Annotated in this window: 17 protein-coding genes, 6 tRNA genes and 1 rRNA gene; 16 read left to right on the forward strand and 8 right to left on the reverse strand. The window is 40.7% G+C overall.

Features of this window, described 5'->3' with window-relative positions:
- The first annotated feature begins 189 nt into the window (after positions 1-189).
- A complete protein-coding gene (locus tag BUC05_RS19955; protein WP_073305828.1) occupies positions 190-1068 on the forward strand; it encodes a GNAT family N-acetyltransferase in 879 nt (292 codons plus the stop codon).
- Positions 1069-1283: 215 nt separating this feature from the next.
- On the opposite strand, the gene BUC05_RS19960 is transcribed toward BUC05_RS19955, so the two are convergent.
- On the reverse strand, positions 1284-2444 hold the full coding sequence (locus BUC05_RS19960; protein ID WP_073305829.1) for a mandelate racemase/muconate lactonizing enzyme family protein: 1161 nt from the start codon (positions 2442-2444) through the stop codon (positions 1284-1286).
- Between the two features lie 283 nt (positions 2445-2727).
- Positions 2728-4620, reverse strand: coding sequence for a sigma 54-interacting transcriptional regulator (locus tag BUC05_RS19965; protein WP_073305830.1), 1893 nt, complete (start codon positions 4618-4620; stop codon positions 2728-2730).
- A 385-nt stretch (positions 4621-5005) separates the two neighbouring features.
- Between BUC05_RS19965 and BUC05_RS19970 the strand changes: the two genes are divergently transcribed.
- Positions 5006-6226: an MFS transporter gene (locus tag BUC05_RS19970; RefSeq protein ID WP_073305840.1), complete on the forward strand. Its 1221-nt coding sequence runs from the start codon at positions 5006-5008 to the stop codon at positions 6224-6226.
- 400 nt (positions 6227-6626) lie between these two features.
- Here the strand turns inward: BUC05_RS19970 and BUC05_RS19975 are convergent, their stop codons facing one another.
- Both BUC05_RS19975 and BUC05_RS19980 read right to left on the reverse strand, forming a co-directional pair.
- On the reverse strand, positions 6627-7349 hold the full coding sequence (locus tag BUC05_RS19975; RefSeq protein WP_073305842.1) for a DUF2812 domain-containing protein: 723 nt from the start codon (positions 7347-7349) through the stop codon (positions 6627-6629).
- Positions 7346-7663, reverse strand: a complete 318-nt coding sequence (locus BUC05_RS19980; RefSeq protein ID WP_063609067.1) for a PadR family transcriptional regulator — start codon at positions 7661-7663, stop codon at positions 7346-7348. Before BUC05_RS19980 ends, BUC05_RS19975 begins: the two co-directional genes overlap by 4 nt.
- 345 nt (positions 7664-8008) lie before the next feature.
- Here BUC05_RS19980 and BUC05_RS19985 point away from each other — a divergent pair, with 345 nt between their 5' ends.
- The 5 genes from BUC05_RS19985 (at position 8009) to BUC05_RS20005 (ending at position 11032) form a co-directional block, all read left to right on the forward strand.
- Positions 8009-8275, forward strand: coding sequence for an antibiotic biosynthesis monooxygenase family protein (locus tag BUC05_RS19985; RefSeq protein WP_073305844.1), 267 nt, complete (start codon positions 8009-8011; stop codon positions 8273-8275).
- A gap of 160 nt (positions 8276-8435) precedes the next feature.
- Entirely contained in the window at positions 8436-8627 is a 192-nt protein-coding gene (locus BUC05_RS19990) for a helix-turn-helix transcriptional regulator (protein ID WP_011245078.1), read from the forward strand.
- A 4-nt stretch (positions 8628-8631) separates the two neighbouring features.
- The gene (locus BUC05_RS19995) at positions 8632-9099 is read left to right on the forward strand and encodes a hypothetical protein (protein WP_073305846.1); all 468 of its coding nucleotides are present in this window, start codon (positions 8632-8634) and stop codon (positions 9097-9099) included.
- Between the two features lie 124 nt (positions 9100-9223).
- On the forward strand, positions 9224-9772 hold the full coding sequence (locus tag BUC05_RS20000; RefSeq protein ID WP_073305848.1) for a GNAT family N-acetyltransferase: 549 nt from the start codon (positions 9224-9226) through the stop codon (positions 9770-9772).
- A 210-nt stretch (positions 9773-9982) separates the two neighbouring features.
- The gene (locus BUC05_RS20005) at positions 9983-11032 is read left to right on the forward strand and encodes a 2,3-butanediol dehydrogenase (RefSeq protein ID WP_073305849.1); all 1050 of its coding nucleotides are present in this window, start codon (positions 9983-9985) and stop codon (positions 11030-11032) included.
- Between the two features lie 139 nt (positions 11033-11171).
- On the opposite strand, the gene BUC05_RS20010 is transcribed toward BUC05_RS20005, so the two are convergent.
- The 3 genes from BUC05_RS20010 to BUC05_RS20020 form a co-directional block, all read right to left on the reverse strand.
- Positions 11172-11768: an SGNH/GDSL hydrolase family protein gene (locus BUC05_RS20010; RefSeq protein WP_035202363.1), complete on the reverse strand. Its 597-nt coding sequence runs from the start codon at positions 11766-11768 to the stop codon at positions 11172-11174.
- Between the two features lie 165 nt (positions 11769-11933).
- A complete protein-coding gene (locus BUC05_RS20015) occupies positions 11934-13505 on the reverse strand; it encodes a glutathione ABC transporter substrate-binding protein (RefSeq protein WP_051881128.1) in 1572 nt (523 codons plus the stop codon).
- A gap of 315 nt (positions 13506-13820) precedes the next feature.
- Positions 13821-13982 carry a YjcZ family sporulation protein gene (locus BUC05_RS20020; protein WP_035202366.1) on the reverse strand — a complete coding sequence of 54 codons (162 nt, stop codon included), beginning with the start codon at positions 13980-13982 and terminating at the stop codon, positions 13821-13823.
- Between the two features lie 199 nt (positions 13983-14181).
- Here BUC05_RS20020 and BUC05_RS20025 point away from each other — a divergent pair.
- From BUC05_RS20025 to BUC05_RS20055, 7 genes are all read left to right on the forward strand, one after another.
- Positions 14182-14253 (forward strand) — tRNA-Glu (locus tag BUC05_RS20025).
- A gap of 68 nt (positions 14254-14321) precedes the next feature.
- A 5S ribosomal RNA gene (gene rrf, locus BUC05_RS20030) occupies positions 14322-14437 on the forward strand.
- Between the two features lie 300 nt (positions 14438-14737).
- Positions 14738-14813 (forward strand) — tRNA-Val (locus tag BUC05_RS20035).
- A gap of 23 nt (positions 14814-14836) precedes the next feature.
- Positions 14837-14921, forward strand: a tRNA-Tyr gene (locus BUC05_RS20040).
- 12 nt (positions 14922-14933) lie between these two features.
- Positions 14934-15008, forward strand: a tRNA-Gln gene (locus BUC05_RS20045).
- Between the two features lie 3 nt (positions 15009-15011).
- A tRNA-Lys gene (locus BUC05_RS20050) sits at positions 15012-15084 on the forward strand.
- 48 nt (positions 15085-15132) lie between these two features.
- Positions 15133-15205, forward strand: a tRNA-Ala gene (locus BUC05_RS20055).
- Between the two features lie 53 nt (positions 15206-15258).
- Here the strand turns inward: BUC05_RS20055 and BUC05_RS20060 are convergent.
- Positions 15259-15444, reverse strand: coding sequence for an aspartyl-phosphate phosphatase Spo0E family protein (locus BUC05_RS20060; RefSeq protein ID WP_035202369.1), 186 nt, complete (start codon positions 15442-15444; stop codon positions 15259-15261).
- 148 nt (positions 15445-15592) lie between these two features.
- On the opposite strand from BUC05_RS20060, the gene sigW reads away from it, so the two are divergent.
- Positions 15593-16156, forward strand: coding sequence for an RNA polymerase sigma factor SigW (gene sigW / locus BUC05_RS20065; RefSeq protein ID WP_011245102.1), 564 nt, complete (start codon positions 15593-15595; stop codon positions 16154-16156).
- Between the two features lie 18 nt (positions 16157-16174).
- Complete coding sequence (locus BUC05_RS20070) at positions 16175-16840, forward strand: anti-sigma factor family protein (protein WP_035202370.1); 666 nt, start codon at positions 16175-16177, stop codon at positions 16838-16840.
- Positions 16841-16961: the final 121 nt, after the last annotated feature.

The raw sequence follows: 16961 nt of genomic DNA on the forward strand, positions 1-16961 counted from the left end.
GCCAGCGGTTCAAGTCCGCTTGGAAGCTTAGGTGAAAAAATGATTAATGGGACGCACTCGCACAGGGGCAGTTTCTTTATGATAAATTCAGAAAAAATAAAAAGCAGTCTATTGACATTCTTTACTATTTGTATTAGGTTTAATCGAACGAATAGCTAAACATCATTTGTTTAGAAAGGGTTGATCCCAATGAAAACTCTTATAACACCCCCAGACCATATAAGAGACCTTGCTATCTTCCTAGAAAAAATGAACAATAAAAGCAGTTCTCATATTGGCTTTTGTGGGGAAGATAGGGAAGAAATATACGATCATTTAATGAATGATTTTTCTGATTTGGAAGTGAAAGATTCATTTTTAGTTGCTTATAATCACTCTCGTATCGTGGGTGCAATCGGTTTGGATATGGACTTAAAAAGAGGATGTGCGGACGTATGGGGGCCGTTTGTTGAGGGGGAAGATATCGACATGGCTCAAGAATTGTGGGAAACGATTGCTTCGAAAACACCTCCTATGATAAAGACATTTTCTTTCTTTTTGAATGAGGATAACCACTTTGGAAAAGAGTTTGTGTTACAAAATAAAGGCATAGATCAAGGGTCGGATTTGGTTTTGAGCATAACTAGAGATCGATTTATTAATCACACGCCTAGCGATGTTGAAACGTACTCTGATGCCTACCGTCAATCTTTTATCAATCTACATAATGAAGTCTTTCCCACAACCTATTTTGATGCACATACCATTATTAGTCGATTAAATGACTTTAACCATTTATTCTTCGTTACGGAAAATGAACATGATATAAAGGGGTATGTATATATTGAAGCAAACCCTAAACATATGGAAGCCAATATTGAATATATTGCTGTATCAACGAAACTAAGAAAACAAGGGATAGGTAAAACTCTAATAAGAGTGGCAACCGACCATCTCTTTTCTTATTCTGAAATTATGGAAATTACTATATGTGTTGGAGGAGACAATCTAGCCGCCATTCATTTATACAAATCGGTTGGGTTCTTGGAGAAGTACAAATTAATTAGTTATGACATTGTGCGGCATTAAAGAAGACAGTTCAAGACCGTGGCCATTAAAAAACCATTCGTTTTTAAGCATTTTTAACGACCTTGTCGCCTGAATAAGGAGGCACTAATGTAAAAGAAATTAACCCCGAACTTGGTGATTTATTTAACCGTTTTCAACTAAACACTCTCTTTGCCTGTTTAAAAAATAGATCAAAGAGATATATAAGCCATATATCTCTTTGATCTACATACTGGTTATAGTGTTTTTAATAGGTCATATAATTGCTCTTTCGCTTCAACCCCAATACCAGGCGCATCTGGCAATGTAACGAAGCCGTCTTCCACTGCATGCCCATCAGCAAATCCGCCAAATGGTTGGAAAATACCAGGGTATGATTCGTTGCCATACAATTTTAATCCTGCGGCAATGTTCAATGACATTTGGTGGCCACCGTGTGGAATGCAATTGCGAGAAGACCATCCGTTTTCTTCTAACATGTTTAATATCTTCATGTATTCCACTAGTCCGTAGCTAAGTGCGCAATCAAATTGCAGGAAATCCGTCTTTGGATTCATCCCTGCGTAACGGATTAAGTTAGTCGCGTCTTGAAGGGAGAACAAATTTTCACCAGTCGCCATTGCGTGTGGGTAAACTTTCGATAATTCCTCCTGCAATTGGTAATCTAACGGATCTCCCGCTTCTTCATACCAAAATAAATGATAGTCCTTTATCGCATTTCCAAATTCAATCGCTTCTTCTAGATTGAACCGGCCGTTCACGTCAACCATTAGGTTTTGTCCCGTACCAACGACATTAATAACTGCCTCAATCCGTTTTAGGTCTTCCTTTAAAGGGACACCGCCAACTTTCATTTTGACTTTTGAGTAACCCATATCTAAATAGGATTTCATTTCATCTTGAAGTTCCGGCAACCCTTTACCTGGGAAGTAATAACCGCCAGCGGCGTAGACAAAGACTTTCTCGTCAATCGTGCCGTCTCCATATTGATCAGCCAATAGTTTATAAAGGGGCACTTCCTCAATTTTGGCTACTGCATCCCAAATAGCCATATCTAGTGTTCCAACCGCAACTGTTCTTTCGCCATGCCCTCCTGGTTTTTCGTTTGCCATTAGAATGTCAAAAATCTTTTCGGGCGAGAAGTTGGTCCCTGATTCATTTAAGATATCTTCTGATTTTGCTTCTAATAAACGAGGAATAAATCGCTCTCTTAAAATGCCGCTCGGCGCATAACGACCATTGGAATTGAAACCGTAGCCTACTACTGGTTTACCGTTTCGAATAACATCTGTCTTTACCGCTACAATTGAGGCATTCATTTTACTAAAGTCAATAAAAGCATTTGCGATATTACTGCTAATTGGCACTGCTCTCTCTACAACATCGACAATTTTCATTTTCAAATCCTCTCCTTAGAAAAATATGATTCGTGGGGGAATGCTCACTTATGTTCATGCAATAACTGTGCCAAAAACTCTATTTTGGTTTGAGTAAACGAGTTTGCAATAAATTACGTGGATACTATCAGAGGGATTGCAAACCTCTTTTCTTTGCTTATATGCAATTTATGTGCCAATAAAAAAGTTGAGTCATCAAAAGACAACTCAACTTCATTTTTTATAGAAAGAATCTTTCTGCGGTTTTATTTCAGATATTCATTTCAAAAATGAAATTATGATTTCATTTTTGAACGGATAGTTTTCGCCATAAAGTGGTTTGGCTAATTTTGTAGTGGTTGCAGAATTCCTCTTTTGTTCCATTAAATTGGCTGTATAGTTGTGCCCAAAGGTGACTTTCCATTTCTTTGAAAGAGGTTGAAATCGGAATGGTTACTTCTCCGCTCTTTTTTTTCGCCTTGTTTAATAGCAAATGAACTCCGTCTGCTGTAATCACACTTCCTTGATAAGTAATGACCAATCTTTTCATGAAGTTTTGTAGTTCACGTGCATTCCCATCCCATCTCATCGAGAGTAATGGCCGAAGTGCGCTTTTGGCATCATTGATTTTTAAAAAACGGTTTTCTCTTTCCATTTCTTTATTTAAAAAAACAGTAGCGAGAGGGATAATGTCTTCTTTTCTGTCTCGTAAAGGCAATAAGTCCAATGTTAAAGTAGAAATGCGGTAGTAAAGATCCTCTTTAAATTTCCCATGACGTATTAGCTCTTCCATTGGTTGATTGGTTGCACAGATAATACGTACGTTGATAGGGATGTTTTTCGTCCCTCCGACTCTACGGACTTCATTTTCTTGCAATACTCTTAGAAGCTTTATCTGAAAACTACGGGGCATCTCATTGATTTCATCAAGGAATAGTGTCCCTTCATGGGCCATTTCAAATAGCCCTGCACGCCCTCCTTTTAGTGCGCCGGTAAAAGCACCATCTTCATAACCAAATAATTCACTTTCAAGTAAGTTTTCATTTAAAGCCCCACAGTTTAATGACACAAAAGGTTGGGCATGTCGATCGCTTGCATTGTGAATGCTTTGAGCAAATAATTCTTTGCCTGTCCCTGTCTCTCCATAGATTAAGACAGAACCTTCTGAGCGTGAAAAGGCAGCAGCTTCACTAACCAATCTCTTCATTTCCTTATTCTCACAAACGATATCTGCAAAAGTATGCTTTGCTGTAAGTCCTTTTTTGTATACTTCTTTTCGAATTTTCATCTCAAGCTTCTGAAAGTCCGCTAGTCTTTCGAATACTTGAATCGCACCAACGTACATATCGTTAGAAAAAATAGGGGTGGTCGTTACGAGCATTTGTTGATTGTTAATAGGTGTCAGGATGTTTCGTTGAATCGTTCGGGCTTTAAGTTGATCTTGCAATTCCTTACTCTTAAAGATATCGGTGTAATTAAATTCAGGCAACGCTTCCTTCAATTCTGGAAAAATATGCTTAGCTTGTTCATTAAACATTTTAATGTTGTCATTTGCATCTACGTTTATAACCGCTTGAGGGACAACTTGAAGAATGGAATCAAGTTCTTTTGTTTTAGCTTCTTCTTCTAATTGAATGTTTAATGTTTCAATCGCTTGTTCAACAGCGAAAACAAGTGCTTCTTCACCTGATTTCACTAAAAAAGAAGGAATAGTTGCTTCATTACCTGCATCAGTAGCAAACCTGTCCCCGATAATGGCATCTACTGTTTTCCTTTTAGTTAACTGTTTAATGTGTTCTTTTGCATAAGCTTGGTCTCGATAACTTTCTATTTTAATTTGTAATGCACCGAAGTCACATTCAATAAAATCCATATCATTAAATATCCCTGCAAAAAACATGACCTGAATCCGTTGATAGCCTTTATTGTATACAGAGGTAATGGAACGGAGCAGATCATAGGGGGTAACGGGAATTTTAATGAATGGTATAGAGGTATGGCTTCGGAGAAATTCACCTAACCCGCCTCTTGAAACAATCGCGCTGGTCGATGGAGATATGGCGTCGAGGTTTTTCTCATAAGGAAGTAACGTTTCCATGAAACGGAATTGATAAGGGAGTTCTTTTAGAGAGTTTTCCATTTTAACGATTTGAGCATCTGTTAAATCAAACGGTGCTATTACTAAAATTTCTTTCATAATAACCCTCCAACTATATCTTACTGATTACGATTCAAATATGTAGACTTACTATGTTGCATTTTAGTAACTGGCCATAAGAAATGTATGTATATTATAACAATGTTAATTCTATTTGGGCAGTTGTTCAAAGGCTCCAAGTAAACTCTTCACATTTGAGTGCTCTTGGAGCTTTTTTATTTATATGGAATGTAATCCTTCAGTGTAAGCATAATGATCTCACCGTTGCCCCACTACTTTTGCAAAATTTGTTACGTAAGGTCACAATCAATACACTTGCTCATAGTAACGAAAACACAGGATTTTTTTTAAAAAAAGATTGCGTACGACATTACGTCACAATCTATGATTGCTTATAGATTAAAACGAGGAGGAAGGTTATGCTATGGCACAACAACCATCATTATTTAAAAACAGCCGGTTTATACTTCTGTTTCTCGGAAGTTTTTTAGCGATTATCGGCTTTAGCATGTTTTTTATGACAACAACTTGGTTTGTCATTTCTGACTTAGGTTCTGCCAGTTCATTAGGGATTATACTCATTGCCATTACTGTGCCACGTATTCTCATGATGGCATTTGGTGGCGTCCTTGCGGATAAATTCAAGAAGACGACAATCATGTTCAGTACAAGTTTCATCCAAGGAGTCCTACTAGTTATCATATTTTTATTGAACAATGCCAATCAATTAACATTTGAATATCTCATCATTTTGGGATTCTTCTTTGGAACATTAGATGCGTTTTCTGGACCAGCAGGCACATCATTAATCCCTAAAATGGTACAGAAAAACCAAATAAAACAAGCAAATGCCGTTATTCAGGGATTGGGCCAGATTGGTTTTATTGTCGGCCCTATGATCTCTGGAAGTGTCATGGAATACGCTGGCGTCACAACTGGTTATTTCGTTTCAGCTATTATCGTCTTATTGTCTGCCTTTTTTATGTTTCCACCTTTCTTAAAAGAAGGTCCTGTAGACAATACAGTCAAACAAACACCCCTTAAAGATTTAATAGAAGGTTTTTCCTACGTCAAAGCAAGTAAATTTTTACTCACAGGAATTCTGATCTTAATTACGTTAAACTTTTTTGCCTTCGGAGCAATATCGATTGCCATTCCTATTTTAGTGGAAACGTATGGAGGATCGCCCATTAATCTTAGTTACATTGAGGCTGCTTTAGGGGTTGGAATGCTAGTAAGCACAGCAATAATTGGCATCGTTAAAATACGCCGCAGGGGATTAACCTCAATTGCTGGATTGATTGCAACATTATTCGTAGCTATCGCATTTAGCCAAATTCCTAATTTGTATATTTTGACGGCATTAGCGTTCCTAATTGGATTTACCATGACATTTGTTTCAATCCCATTCTTTACTTCAGCACAAGAAGATACGGATCCCCGTATTATGGGGAAAGTCATGAGCATTGTCTTCTTAGCCATGAACGGCTTCGATCCCCTTGCCTATGCAAGCGTAACATTCCTCGTGTCTAAGGGTATTGACGTTCAACACGTAATTTTGTCCTTTTCGATTGTTGGTTTAATGATTGCTCTTATCACTTTATGGAAAGGGAAAACGTACAAAAGCTATACTTCTAACTATTAATACACGGCGTGAAAAGATCTCTTTGGGATATGTAGCTAAAATGGAAAAATAGGTACTTTCTTGAACCCATTGTTCTTATTTCGAGGGCAGTACAGTACTTATAGTCTGTATAATCTACTAGGCACCGCAAGACGCTGCACTTGGCGGCTTAGAAAATCAAGCGGGCAGTCACTTTGAACTAATTAGAGAAGGAGCGAATCAAGGATGGTAAGCACGTAAGCGTATTTATTCACCAAGAATCATCCTAGTGGAGACTGGGCTATAGAGAAACTGTCTTAAAAGGCCATAGTAAAGCGACCTTTTGAGACAGGCTTTTTTCTATTTTAGATAAGCATAAGCTCATTTAGTAGGGATGCCTGTGTTTTCCCCAAGACTTCCCTACATATGTTACGGAATTTCCCTATGCTCTCCTTCCTCCCAATCTAGTTTTAAGGGACATAATCATCCAAATAGCAGTCGGAAATGAAATTGCCCCAATTACTATATAGGCTAAAAGGCGAACGGAGCTGTCAGTGCCGACGGCAATTATTAATGTAGTCATCGCAACTAGGAAAAGAAGAGGTGGGATCATCTTCGTTAGCTTCACTAAACCTTTTCTTCCTTCTGCCTTCCATTTGTTATTGTAAATTGCAAGCACAGTCCAAGCAGTTGGAATGGCAATTATAGTGAGAATGGTAGCTATTACAACCAGCGTGGTATGTAAAAAACCTGAGCTTATGAATGTTCCAAACCATAAGAGCACTGTTAATAAAAGTGTTGGGAGTACGGTCCATTTTATCGAGTTTCCAGCGTTGTTATGTTTTTCAACCACTGTTTCCTGATCACTATAAATAGGCTTTGTACCAGGTGATGCTCGAAACAAGTGACATTCTTCTTCTGAGGCAATATGGGTCCACCCAGCAGAAGAGAAAAAGTCGAAATATTCTTCCGTTTCCTCCTCATTTAATGAACGGTAATCAATACTATAGATATAATCTGCGCTTTGTCCTTTTTTAAGTGTATATCCCATAAACTTAAAGCCGCTGACATGCCAGCCCTTTAAAGAAAATTGCCGTAACTTCTCCATGTCTTTGTCCTCAGAAAAGGCTAACCCACCTGACATCATATACTTTGTTTGTCTCATTCTCCAGCCTCCTGTAATCCTTTTTCTGCCAATTGAATGACCGTTTTTCGAATTTTCACAGCTTCCTCTAGCACTTCTATGCCTCTTTTGGTAAGTAAATATGTTTTACGTCTTGAATCCGATCCGTCATATAAGTAAATCCACTCTTGTTTTAATAACTTCTTTATAATCGTATACATCGAAGCCGGGCCTATCGTGATCGCGCCAGTTGTTGTTTCTTCAATTAAATTCATAATAGCGTAACCATGCCGCGGCTTCGTTAAAGCAGCCATAATATAAAACATTGAATCTGTTAGCGGTTCAGTCGTTTTCAAACGATCACCTCTTCTCTCTAATGAAATTGTATCAAGCCGCGATATATCCAATAACAATATATCATTATCTGATATAGATGGCAATAGTTATATCATAATTTGATACATCAATTTGTGATACGTTTAAAAAAGATCCGTACAATTGATCCTTCGCAGAAGTGGAAAGCCGCACCATAAAGACTTCTCGAATAGCGTAAGCAGTAGTGAGACGCAGAAAGACCTAATCATTTTCGCAAAAAGAGCAAATGAAAAGAAGAGGTTAGGTTTTGCGGCTTTTTCCGGTTAATGTATAATAATTGTAAGAATTTTCGTCCGAGTATTGATAAGTTAGGAGTGTGGTTGGAGATGAGTCACTTAGCAAATACATATAAATTGCCTTATTATGCGGTTGTCTTTGCTTCAGAGCGAACGGAAGGGGACAATGGGTATGGTGTTATGGCAGCAAAAATGGTCGAATTAGCAAGTAAACAAGAAGGCTATTTAGGGATCGAAAGTGCAAGAGATTCAAATTTGGGCATTACCGTTTCTTACTGGAAAACACTCGAGGATATTGCCGCTTGGAAAGCACATGCAGCTCACCAAGTCGCTCAAGAACGTGGCAAAAAAGAGTAGTATAGTCGATTCACAGTACGTGTATGCAAAGTAGAGCGTGATTATTCGTTTGAAATGTAGGAAGGCGGAAAAAACAATTAATCTATAAAATGCAATATATATTTTACATTGGGCATTGTCTATGTTACAGTAAACCTGTAATAAGAAGGTTGGTGTTTTTTTGGAGAACAGAGTGAAGCAGGCAAGAAGGGATTTAGGACTAACTCAAGGGGAACTTGCAGATAAAGTAAATGTTTCGAGACAAACGATTGGGTTGATCGAAAAAAATCACTATAATCCGTCTCTTAAACTATGTATAGCACTCGCTAAGGCACTAAACAAAACATTAGACCAATTATTTTGGGAGGCTTGAAGCCATGAGGTCTTGGATAAAAGATTTATTTCCGAACGATGAATATAAACAGCGAAAGCTTTTAAATTTTTTAGCAGAGGGTTTTGTAATAAGTATTTTTATAAGTGTTGTGTTCATATTGGCAGAAACTTTCTTCTCTTTGAATATGGATGCTTCAATAGGATTATTTATTCCTGTTGTTGTATCGATCACATATGTTCTAATAGGTTATGTCGGTAGTGGTACAGAATTTGCTAATGTAGCTACTAGCGCTGATTTCCAAAGTGAAAGAAGAAAGATAGTAGGCAGTTCAATCACTTTCGGTTTTATATTTTCTCTACTTTCCATTTTGGTAACTGGTCTTCCAAAAACAATTGGAGATTTCTTAACTATGGCAGGCCTAGGCGTAATAGCGTTTATCTTGATGTTCTTATTAAATATGTTTTCTTTACATCGATCTTATAAAAAAAACAAAGACTTACTCGATGATTAATATTATAAGAGGGGTGAAACAATCAGAGCCTCCTTGGCAAGGATGGAGTGTCAACGAGCATGACTCTTTCATTTCAGTACCAAGAAGACTCAAGATGAAGGACAATCATAGGGGGATGGACTACATGGCCTATAATCGTGGGGATAGAACAATCACGACAGAGAGACTGCGTTTGCGTTTGTTTACAGAGGCAGATGCCCAGAATGTCGTTGAGCTGTGCAATAATTATAACCTTTATAAGAGCACTTTACATTTGCCCTATCCATATTCAATCGAATGCGCCCTTTCATGGATAGCGAATCATGAGCAAAACTTTGAATTAGACCAGTTATATGAATTTGCTATAACGGATAAAGAGAGCGGGCAGCTGTATGGTGCCATTGCCATTACAAACGATAAGCAACATAAAAACGGCGAAATCGGTTACTGGATAGGAGAACCTTATTGGGGAAAGGGGTACGGAACGGAGGCGGCCAAGGCGGTTATTGAATTTGCTTTTAAAGAAAAGCATTATCACCGTGTTTATGGACGCTATTTCAAAACAAATCCTGCGTCTGGGAAAGTCATGGAAAAGTGTGGAATGGAATATGAAGGAACGTTAAAAGAACATATTTATAAAATCGATGCTTTTGAGGACATTGTTTGTTATGGGATGATCAATCCTTTTAAATAAGATTTCCTTTAATCGAAGCGAGCAAATGCTGAAGTTTAGAACTAAAACCAATCATTTTGTAAGCGAAATATATAGAAAAAATCAATGAAAGGTTTTTAAATACATAAGGAGATTTAGTGGACATTTCCGTTATAATAACCATTTTTCCTTTTACAGTGCTATTATAAAGGTGTAAACAAAACACCATAGCATAATAAGGAGATGTTCTTGATGAGAGCAGCCGTATGGTACAAAGAGAAAGATATCCGTGTAGAGGAAAGAGAACCTGCGAAACTAGGCGCCCGTGACGTAAAAGTGCGTGTAGCGTGGGCTGGTATTTGCGGAAGTGATCTTCACGAATACTTGCACGGTCCGGTGATTATCCCAAAAGGAGAGCCTGATCCTATTACTGGCGGCGAACCTCCCCTTACATTAGGGCATGAATTTGCCGGTGTGATTGAGGAAGTAGGAACGGAGGTCAAATCCTTTCAGAAGGGGGACCGTGTCGTCATCAATCCACTCTTTACCTACGGAAACAAGCCCGCTTCAGTTGATCTCTATGATGGTTTCTCGTTTGCTGGTCTTGCTACAGATGGAGGGTTTGCTGATTTTGCAGTGATCCCAGAGAAAAATGTATATAAATTGCCTGATAACTTAACATTGGAAGAAGGAGCACTCGTTGAACCGATGGCGGTGGCGGTGCAAGCGGTAAAAGAAGCCGATTTTAAATTTGGACAATCAGTCGCCGTCTTTGGGGCGGGACCAATTGGTTTGTTTACCATTATTGCTGCTAAGGCGGCAGGCGCCAGCAAAATCATTGTTTTTGATTTATCGGAAGAAAGGCTGGAAAAAGCACGGCTAGTCGGCGCCACCCATACATTTAATTCTGGCGAAGTCGATCCCGTTGAAAAAGTGAAAAGCCTTGTCCCAGATGGGGTCGATGTAAGCTTTGAAGTGGCTGGCGTAAATGTAACATTTAACCAGTCTATCCAAGTAGCCAGATCACGGGGAATCGTCGTCGTTGTTTCCATTTTTGCCAAACCGATTGAGTTCAATCCGATGGATATTACGGGCAGTGGCGTTAAGATTACGTCCACTTTGGCTTATGAACCGGAAGTATTCCAAACGACCATTGATTTAATGGCAGAGGGAGCCTTAAATCCGAAAGGCGTCATAACCGACCGGATTGAGCTAGAGAATATTGTAGAGTCTGGGTTTGAAGTGTTAACAAACGATAAACGCCAGGCTAAAATTCTCGTGAAACTTAGCGGCGAGAAATAAGAGAGTTTATTGGGGAAGGCCATTCCCTGAAATGGAGCAAGTCGAGGCTTGAATGGCTTCTCGTGATAGAACAGAATAAGATAAAATGCCCCCCTTATTCAAACAAGTAAGGGGGGCACTTTTTGTTTTTGGATATTGATCAGTTGCCCGATTGTTTAAAAACGCTTCCTGCTTTCGTAAGGGAAGCGATTTTTTCTGCAATTAAATCAGAAAGCAAGTCGTAGCCTTTTTCACCAAAATGCAAGCCGTCATCCCTCGTGCCTTTTAAGCGCCATTGATAATCTGGCTTTGAAAAGAAGGTAGTAAAAAAGTCAATGAAATGACAGTTGCGCCTTTGTGCTACTTCCTTGATGCAATCGCTGTATGCCTTGAGTGCTTCGTTTGTTCTGTTTTGTTCAAGTGATTCATCGACAGGAGCGGGGGTAATCAAAATGGTCTTCTTTGGCGAAATGAGGCTAGCGATTTTGTCGATATTATGAGCAAATTCGTCTTGTTTCACTCGCTTATGGGTGGCTACGTCATTAGCTCCAAACAACACGGTTACAAGATCAGGTTGATGGCTAATGACATCGGTTTCAATTCGTGCTAAAGCTTGAACGGTTGTGTCTCCAGAAACGCCAGCGTTTATGATTTCAACCGTTGGTGGCAATTTCTTTTTAAGAAATGCGGATAACATTGGTTCGTTTAACCCTTCATGGCCAGCAGTAATGCTATCGCCAAAGCATACTAGTTTCATAAGCACAGATCCTTTCTTTGTTCAAAGGTAATGAGCTAGGTAAAGGCTATCATCATGACGATGTTAGTATAACAGAAAAATATGAAAATAACGAAGCGTGAAATATCAAACACTCGAATAATAAAGGATAGCTAAACAAAGAGATGCTCAGCTATCCGAGTGATTTTAATCGTTTGTAAAAGCAGCATCCTTTAGGAAAACGACTCCTGTTGGAATTACGTTTACGCCTTCTAGTTCATTGCTTACCCCAGTCAAAGTTGAAGGGTAGTAAAGGAAATGAAATGGTACTTCCTCTGCAACTAATTGTTGGGCTTCTTTGAAATAAGCACTTCTTTCTGCTTCATCTTCAGCCGCCAACGTTGCATCGATGAGTTGGTCGAGATCTTGGTTTGCATAAGGATAGCGAAGTTGGTTGCTCGTTTGTTTATTGGAATGCAAAATCGTAAAGAAACCGTTGTAACCATCGCCTGTTGGGCTAGAACGTCCTAAAAGGAACATTTGCGCTTTGCCTTCGCCTGTATACTCGACAAATGTAGCAAATTCGATTTGCTCAATTTCCACATTGACGCCAATTTCCGCTAACGCATGCTGGATGTACGTAGCGATGTTAACTTGATCTCCTTCTGTGCTGACAGTTAATGTAACATCGAGATCGCCTTCTCCATACCCTGCTTCTGCGAGCAAAGCTTTCGCTTCATCCGGGTCAAAGGAAAGGCCGTCTATTTCCGTAAAACCAAAATCAAACGGCGAAAGCGGGCTGTTTGCGATAGAGCCGTAGCCGTTTACGATGCCCTCAAAAATTTCATTTTTATCAATCGCCTTGGCAAAAGCTTGGCGTACCCGTACGTCATCAAACGGGGCTTCATTGGTGTTAAAGGCAAGGAAGTTAACGTAGGTTGACTCCACTTCGATTACATTTATGTCTGAGTTTTCTTCGATTTCGGCCATGCTACTTGGCGAAACGGCATCAATAACGTCGGAATTGCCTGATTGTAGATTGGCTAAACGTGTAGCAGCGTCTGGAATGACGGTGAAACGAACGCCAGCTACTTGCGGGGCACCACCCCAATAATCATCATTTGCTATGAGGACAAGCTCTTCGTCAGGTGTCCAAGATTCAAATTGGAAAGGGCCTGTGCCAATTGGCTTTTCACTTACGACAGACCCTGGTGCTTCTCCGTTGGCAACTGCTTCGTTGTCCTCGGCTATCACTTCAGGACTAATGATAGAAGCTCCGTGGTGTGATAAATGCGCTGGCAATGAAGCAAACGGAGCGTTTAAATGAAAGCGGACGGTAGCTGGATCAATGACTTCTACTTCTTCGACAGCTTGAAACAAGTATGCAGTCGGAGACGCTGTTTCCTCCGCTAGATTGCGTTCGAAATTTGCTTTTACAGCCTCTGCATCAAACACATTTCCATCATGAAAAACGACGTCTTCTCTTAAAGACAATTCCCACGTTAACTCATCGAGCATTTTCCAGTCTGTGGCCAAACTCGGTTGCAATTCCAAGTTTTCATCTTGTTCAATTAAGCGGTCGTATATATTGGCACCGACACGCCAATTGATGACAATGTTCTGTGTATGGGGGTCAAGTGGACGAATGTCGGTTGCTATGCCGTATTCAATAAAGCGATTTTCTTCACTGGGACTCTGGCTTGCATCATTGGTGCATGCGCCTAAAGCCAATACAGTGGCAATAGACGTAGCTATGGCTAACTTCGTGATGTGTGGCATAAGTTGTCTCCTTTTGTAAAAATGCTGTAAACCGATGAAAAAACTATGTTTAATATACATGTGTTTAAATTATCTGTCAACGCATTGGTTTTGTCGACTGCCTATTTATATGTATAGGTATTTAGGCAAACAAATCATACGCTTTGCCCAGGCGTTCACTAGTAAAAAACGGTCGCAAGCCTATGTTTTTCAGGAAGGGCAGTGTGTCTTTTGCAATTCGATCGTTTTGTGTTGGTGCAGCGAAATATTAGGAACCAACGAAGGAAAAAGAACAGGCATCCTTTAGCCTGCTCTTTAAACGTTGTGGTTGCACAATTATTTAACGTAAGCTGCGCCAATGATGATAAGAAGGATGAAAAGCACAACAATTAGCGCAAAACCGCCACCGTAGCCATAGCCGCCGCAGCCGCCACCGTAACCGCCGCCAGCTGGACCGTAGCCATAGCCGCCGTCGTAGCCTCCGCCATAGTAACCCATGCGTGTACACCACCTTTACAATTAGGAATAATATACCTTATGCGTCAATCCAATTTTGGCGACAAAACTGGGCTTTCACGGTAAAACCTCAGCGAATAAAACGAGCCCTTCTCGGCTATTCTAATAGAGCAATAATAAATTGAAAAAAACAGTTGCAATCTAAAAAAACGTTTGTTATCATATTATTTGTCAGTCAGGAGGCCCGTTGGTCAAGCGGTTAAGACACCGCCCTTTCACGGCGGTAACACGGGTTCGAATCCCGTACGGGTCATTTTATGAGTAGAAGGCAAAGCAAGAAGTTGGCTTCTCAACTCCTTGCTTTTCACTTGCCTTTTTAAGTTCGGTGGCAATGGCAAAGAGGTCACACCCGTTCCCATGCCGAACACGGTCGTTAAGCTCTTTAGCGTCGATGGTAGTTAGGGGCTTTCCCTTGCGAGAGTAGAACGCTGCCGGACCATTTTTCATAGATATGCCTCTATTATAAAACGAGGCTCCTCAACATCATTGTTTGACAAAGAGAAGCAAGAAGTTCGAGGACAAGAAGTGTTCGAAGGAAGGAGCGTACAAGCGTACGTGACTGACTGAGAGACACGAATTGGACGAAGAAATTCGCCGCTTATCTGCAGACGTTTAGCAAAGAGAAGCAAAAAGGTCGAGGATAAGAAGTGTTCGAAGGAAGGATCGTACAAACGTACGTGACTGACAGAGAATCACGAATTAGACGAAGAGATTTGCAGCTTATCTGCAGCTAAAATGGAGGATTAGCTCAGCTGGGAGAGCATCTGCCTTACAAGCAGAGGGTCGGCGGTTCGATCCCGTCATCCTCCACCATGTTCATATTGTCTTTCTATTGTGGAGGGGTAGCGAAGTGGCTAAACGCGGCGGACTGTAAATCCGCTCCCTCCGGGTTCGGCGGTTCGAATCCGTCCCCCTCCACCATTTTTCTTTTGTTGGGCTATAGCCAAGCGGTAAGGCAACGGATTTTGATTCCGTGACGCGCTGGTTCGAATCCAGCTAGCCCAGCCATTAGAGCCATTAGCTCAGTTGGTAGAGCATCTGACTTTTAATCAGAGGGTCGAAGGTTCGAGTCCTTCATGGCTCACTTCTTTTAAGACGGCGAAAGCTGTGACGGCAAAAGCCGTTTTTTATCGGGGCCTTAGCTCAGCTGGGAGAGCGCCTGCTTTGCACGCAGGAGGTCAGCGGTTCGATCCCGCTAGGCTCCACTAATAGAAAAGAGCGGCCTGTACAGGCTGCTCTTTTTATGTTGAAAATCGATTTATACGCGTTTGGGCGGTTTTTTTGCAGAAAGATTGGAGTATTCATTTAGCAGAGCGTCGAGTTTCTGGCTGATTGTTACAATGTGCGGTGAGCTGAGCGGATAAGCAGCAGCCGAATCATTAAGTTGCGTCCGTGTGTCTTCAATCGAACGCGACAGTGGGTGAATGTCATGCGCATTTGCCATATCCTTCCCTCCCTTTCTAAATTACATTACTCGGTTTAGGACAAAATTCCTTCTTTTTTAAAAAAAAGATATTTTTTCGTGTTATGATTAGATTACACGAAACCATCTGTCAGTGAGTTCCGTATGTTTAATTTAGGTAGGGGATGAAATGGACTCGTTAACGAATCGATTAATTGCAGATATCAAACAAGGGGATGAGCAGGCTTTCGCCGAATTGGTAGACCTCTACAAAGACAAAGTGTACCAAGTTGCCTATAGAATGGTCGGCCACGTCCATGAAGCCCAAGATATCGCCCAAGAGGCGTTTTTGCGTGCTTATACCAATTTAGATAAATTTGATACCACTCGAAAGTTCTCGACTTGGTTGTTCCGTATTACCACAAATGTGTCAATTGACCGTTTGCGGAAGCGGAAGCCTGATATGCATTTGCAAGATGCGGTAAAAGGGATGGAGGAAGTGACCTATGAATCCCAACTTGCCGCAACAGATGAACTGCCTGAAGACCAGGTTGTGAAAATGGAGCTTCAAGAGTGGATACAATCAGAGATTAACCAGCTTCCCATTAAATATCGCACGGCCATTGTGCTTAAGTATTTAGAGGATCTATCGTTAAAAGAAATTAGCGAGATTATGGATATGCCTGTTGCCACCGTTAAAACGCGGATTCATCGGGGGCGTGAAGCGCTGCGTAAACGTATGCGGCACTTATAAATGTAAAGGGGTGACAAGATGAAAACCTGTCATTCTCACGATGAATTGATACACATTTATTTAGACGGAGATGCGACGAAAGAGCAGAAAGAGGAACTTTATGCTCATTTGCAATCGTGCCCGTCATGCAGAGAGCATTTGCAAGAACTGAAGAAATCCATTGCGTTTATCCAAAGTTCTTCTCATATAGAGGCACCTGAAGGGTTTACTGCCGGCGTTATGGCCAAATTGCCTAAGACGAAAAAAACAGCAAAATGGAAGCTAAAAGCAAAACGCCATCCCATCTTGGTTGCAGCAGCGATATTCCTCATTATGATGTCAGCTGCCTTTTTTTCCGCATGGAGCCATACCACCGACGGAATTGCCGTATCAGGGAATGGACCGTTTGTGATTGATAAAGAAGCAGGCGTGGTCGTTGTGCCTGAAGGCGAAGTGATTGATGGTGATTTGGTTGTCCGAAATGGCACGCTCGTGCTCGAAGGGGAAGTGCGCGGCAATGTCCTTCTCATTAATAGCCGCTTCAACAAAGACACGCTTTACGCTTCGCCCAATCAAGTAACTGGGGAAATTGAAGAAGTCGACAAAGCCCTGTCTTGGGCGTGGTACAATATGAAAGAGTTTTTTAGTGAAGTTGTCGCTGTTTTCGATGCCGGGGAAGACGATCCACATTCCACCGACAATTAGAAGAAGCATGAAAAATAATGGAGTTCCTGTCGTAAAGCGGGAACTCCCTTTCTATTTCGCTTGGATCGGTGTATACTTGTTACGTTTGGCACTGCGTTTCGTTTAAGATGCGCTGGACTTG

Origin of the sequence: Shouchella rhizosphaerae (genome assembly GCF_900142675.1) — a bacterium.
Taxonomy (GTDB): domain Bacteria; phylum Bacillota; class Bacilli; order Bacillales; family Bacillaceae_D; genus Shouchella; species Shouchella rhizosphaerae.

Excerpts from the sequence above, each read along its gene's own strand:
- BUC05_RS20010 (WP_035202363.1), bottom strand. The coding sequence starts at position 11,768 with ATGAAACTAGTATGCTTTGGCGATAGCATTACTGCTGGCCATGAAGGG.
- BUC05_RS19985 (WP_073305844.1), top strand. The coding sequence starts at position 8,009 with ATGAGTCACTTAGCAAATACATATAAATTGCCTTATTATGCGGTTGTC.
- BUC05_RS20005 (WP_073305849.1), top strand. The coding sequence starts at position 9,983 with ATGAGAGCAGCCGTATGGTACAAAGAGAAAGATATCCGTGTAGAGGAA.
- BUC05_RS19955 (WP_073305828.1), top strand. The coding sequence starts at position 190 with ATGAAAACTCTTATAACACCCCCAGACCATATAAGAGACCTTGCTATC.
- BUC05_RS19960 (WP_073305829.1), bottom strand. The coding sequence starts at position 2,444 with ATGAAAATTGTCGATGTTGTAGAGAGAGCAGTGCCAATTAGCAGTAAT.
- BUC05_RS19975 (WP_073305842.1), bottom strand. The coding sequence starts at position 7,349 with ATGAGACAAACAAAGTATATGATGTCAGGTGGGTTAGCCTTTTCTGAG.
- BUC05_RS19995 (WP_073305846.1), top strand. The coding sequence starts at position 8,632 with ATGAGGTCTTGGATAAAAGATTTATTTCCGAACGATGAATATAAACAG.
- BUC05_RS19965 (WP_073305830.1), bottom strand. The coding sequence starts at position 4,620 with ATGAAAGAAATTTTAGTAATAGCACCGTTTGATTTAACAGATGCTCAA.
- BUC05_RS20070 (WP_035202370.1), top strand. The coding sequence starts at position 16,175 with ATGAAAACCTGTCATTCTCACGATGAATTGATACACATTTATTTAGAC.
- BUC05_RS20015 (WP_051881128.1), bottom strand. The coding sequence starts at position 13,505 with ATGCCACACATCACGAAGTTAGCCATAGCTACGTCTATTGCCACTGTA.
- BUC05_RS20020 (WP_035202366.1), bottom strand. The coding sequence starts at position 13,982 with ATGGGTTACTATGGCGGAGGCTACGACGGCGGCTATGGCTACGGTCCA.
- sigW (WP_011245102.1), top strand. The coding sequence starts at position 15,593 with ATGGACTCGTTAACGAATCGATTAATTGCAGATATCAAACAAGGGGAT.
- BUC05_RS20000 (WP_073305848.1), top strand. The coding sequence starts at position 9,224 with ATGGCCTATAATCGTGGGGATAGAACAATCACGACAGAGAGACTGCGT.
- BUC05_RS19970 (WP_073305840.1), top strand. The coding sequence starts at position 5,006 with ATGGCACAACAACCATCATTATTTAAAAACAGCCGGTTTATACTTCTG.
- BUC05_RS20060 (WP_035202369.1), bottom strand. The coding sequence starts at position 15,444 with ATGGCAAATGCGCATGACATTCACCCACTGTCGCGTTCGATTGAAGAC.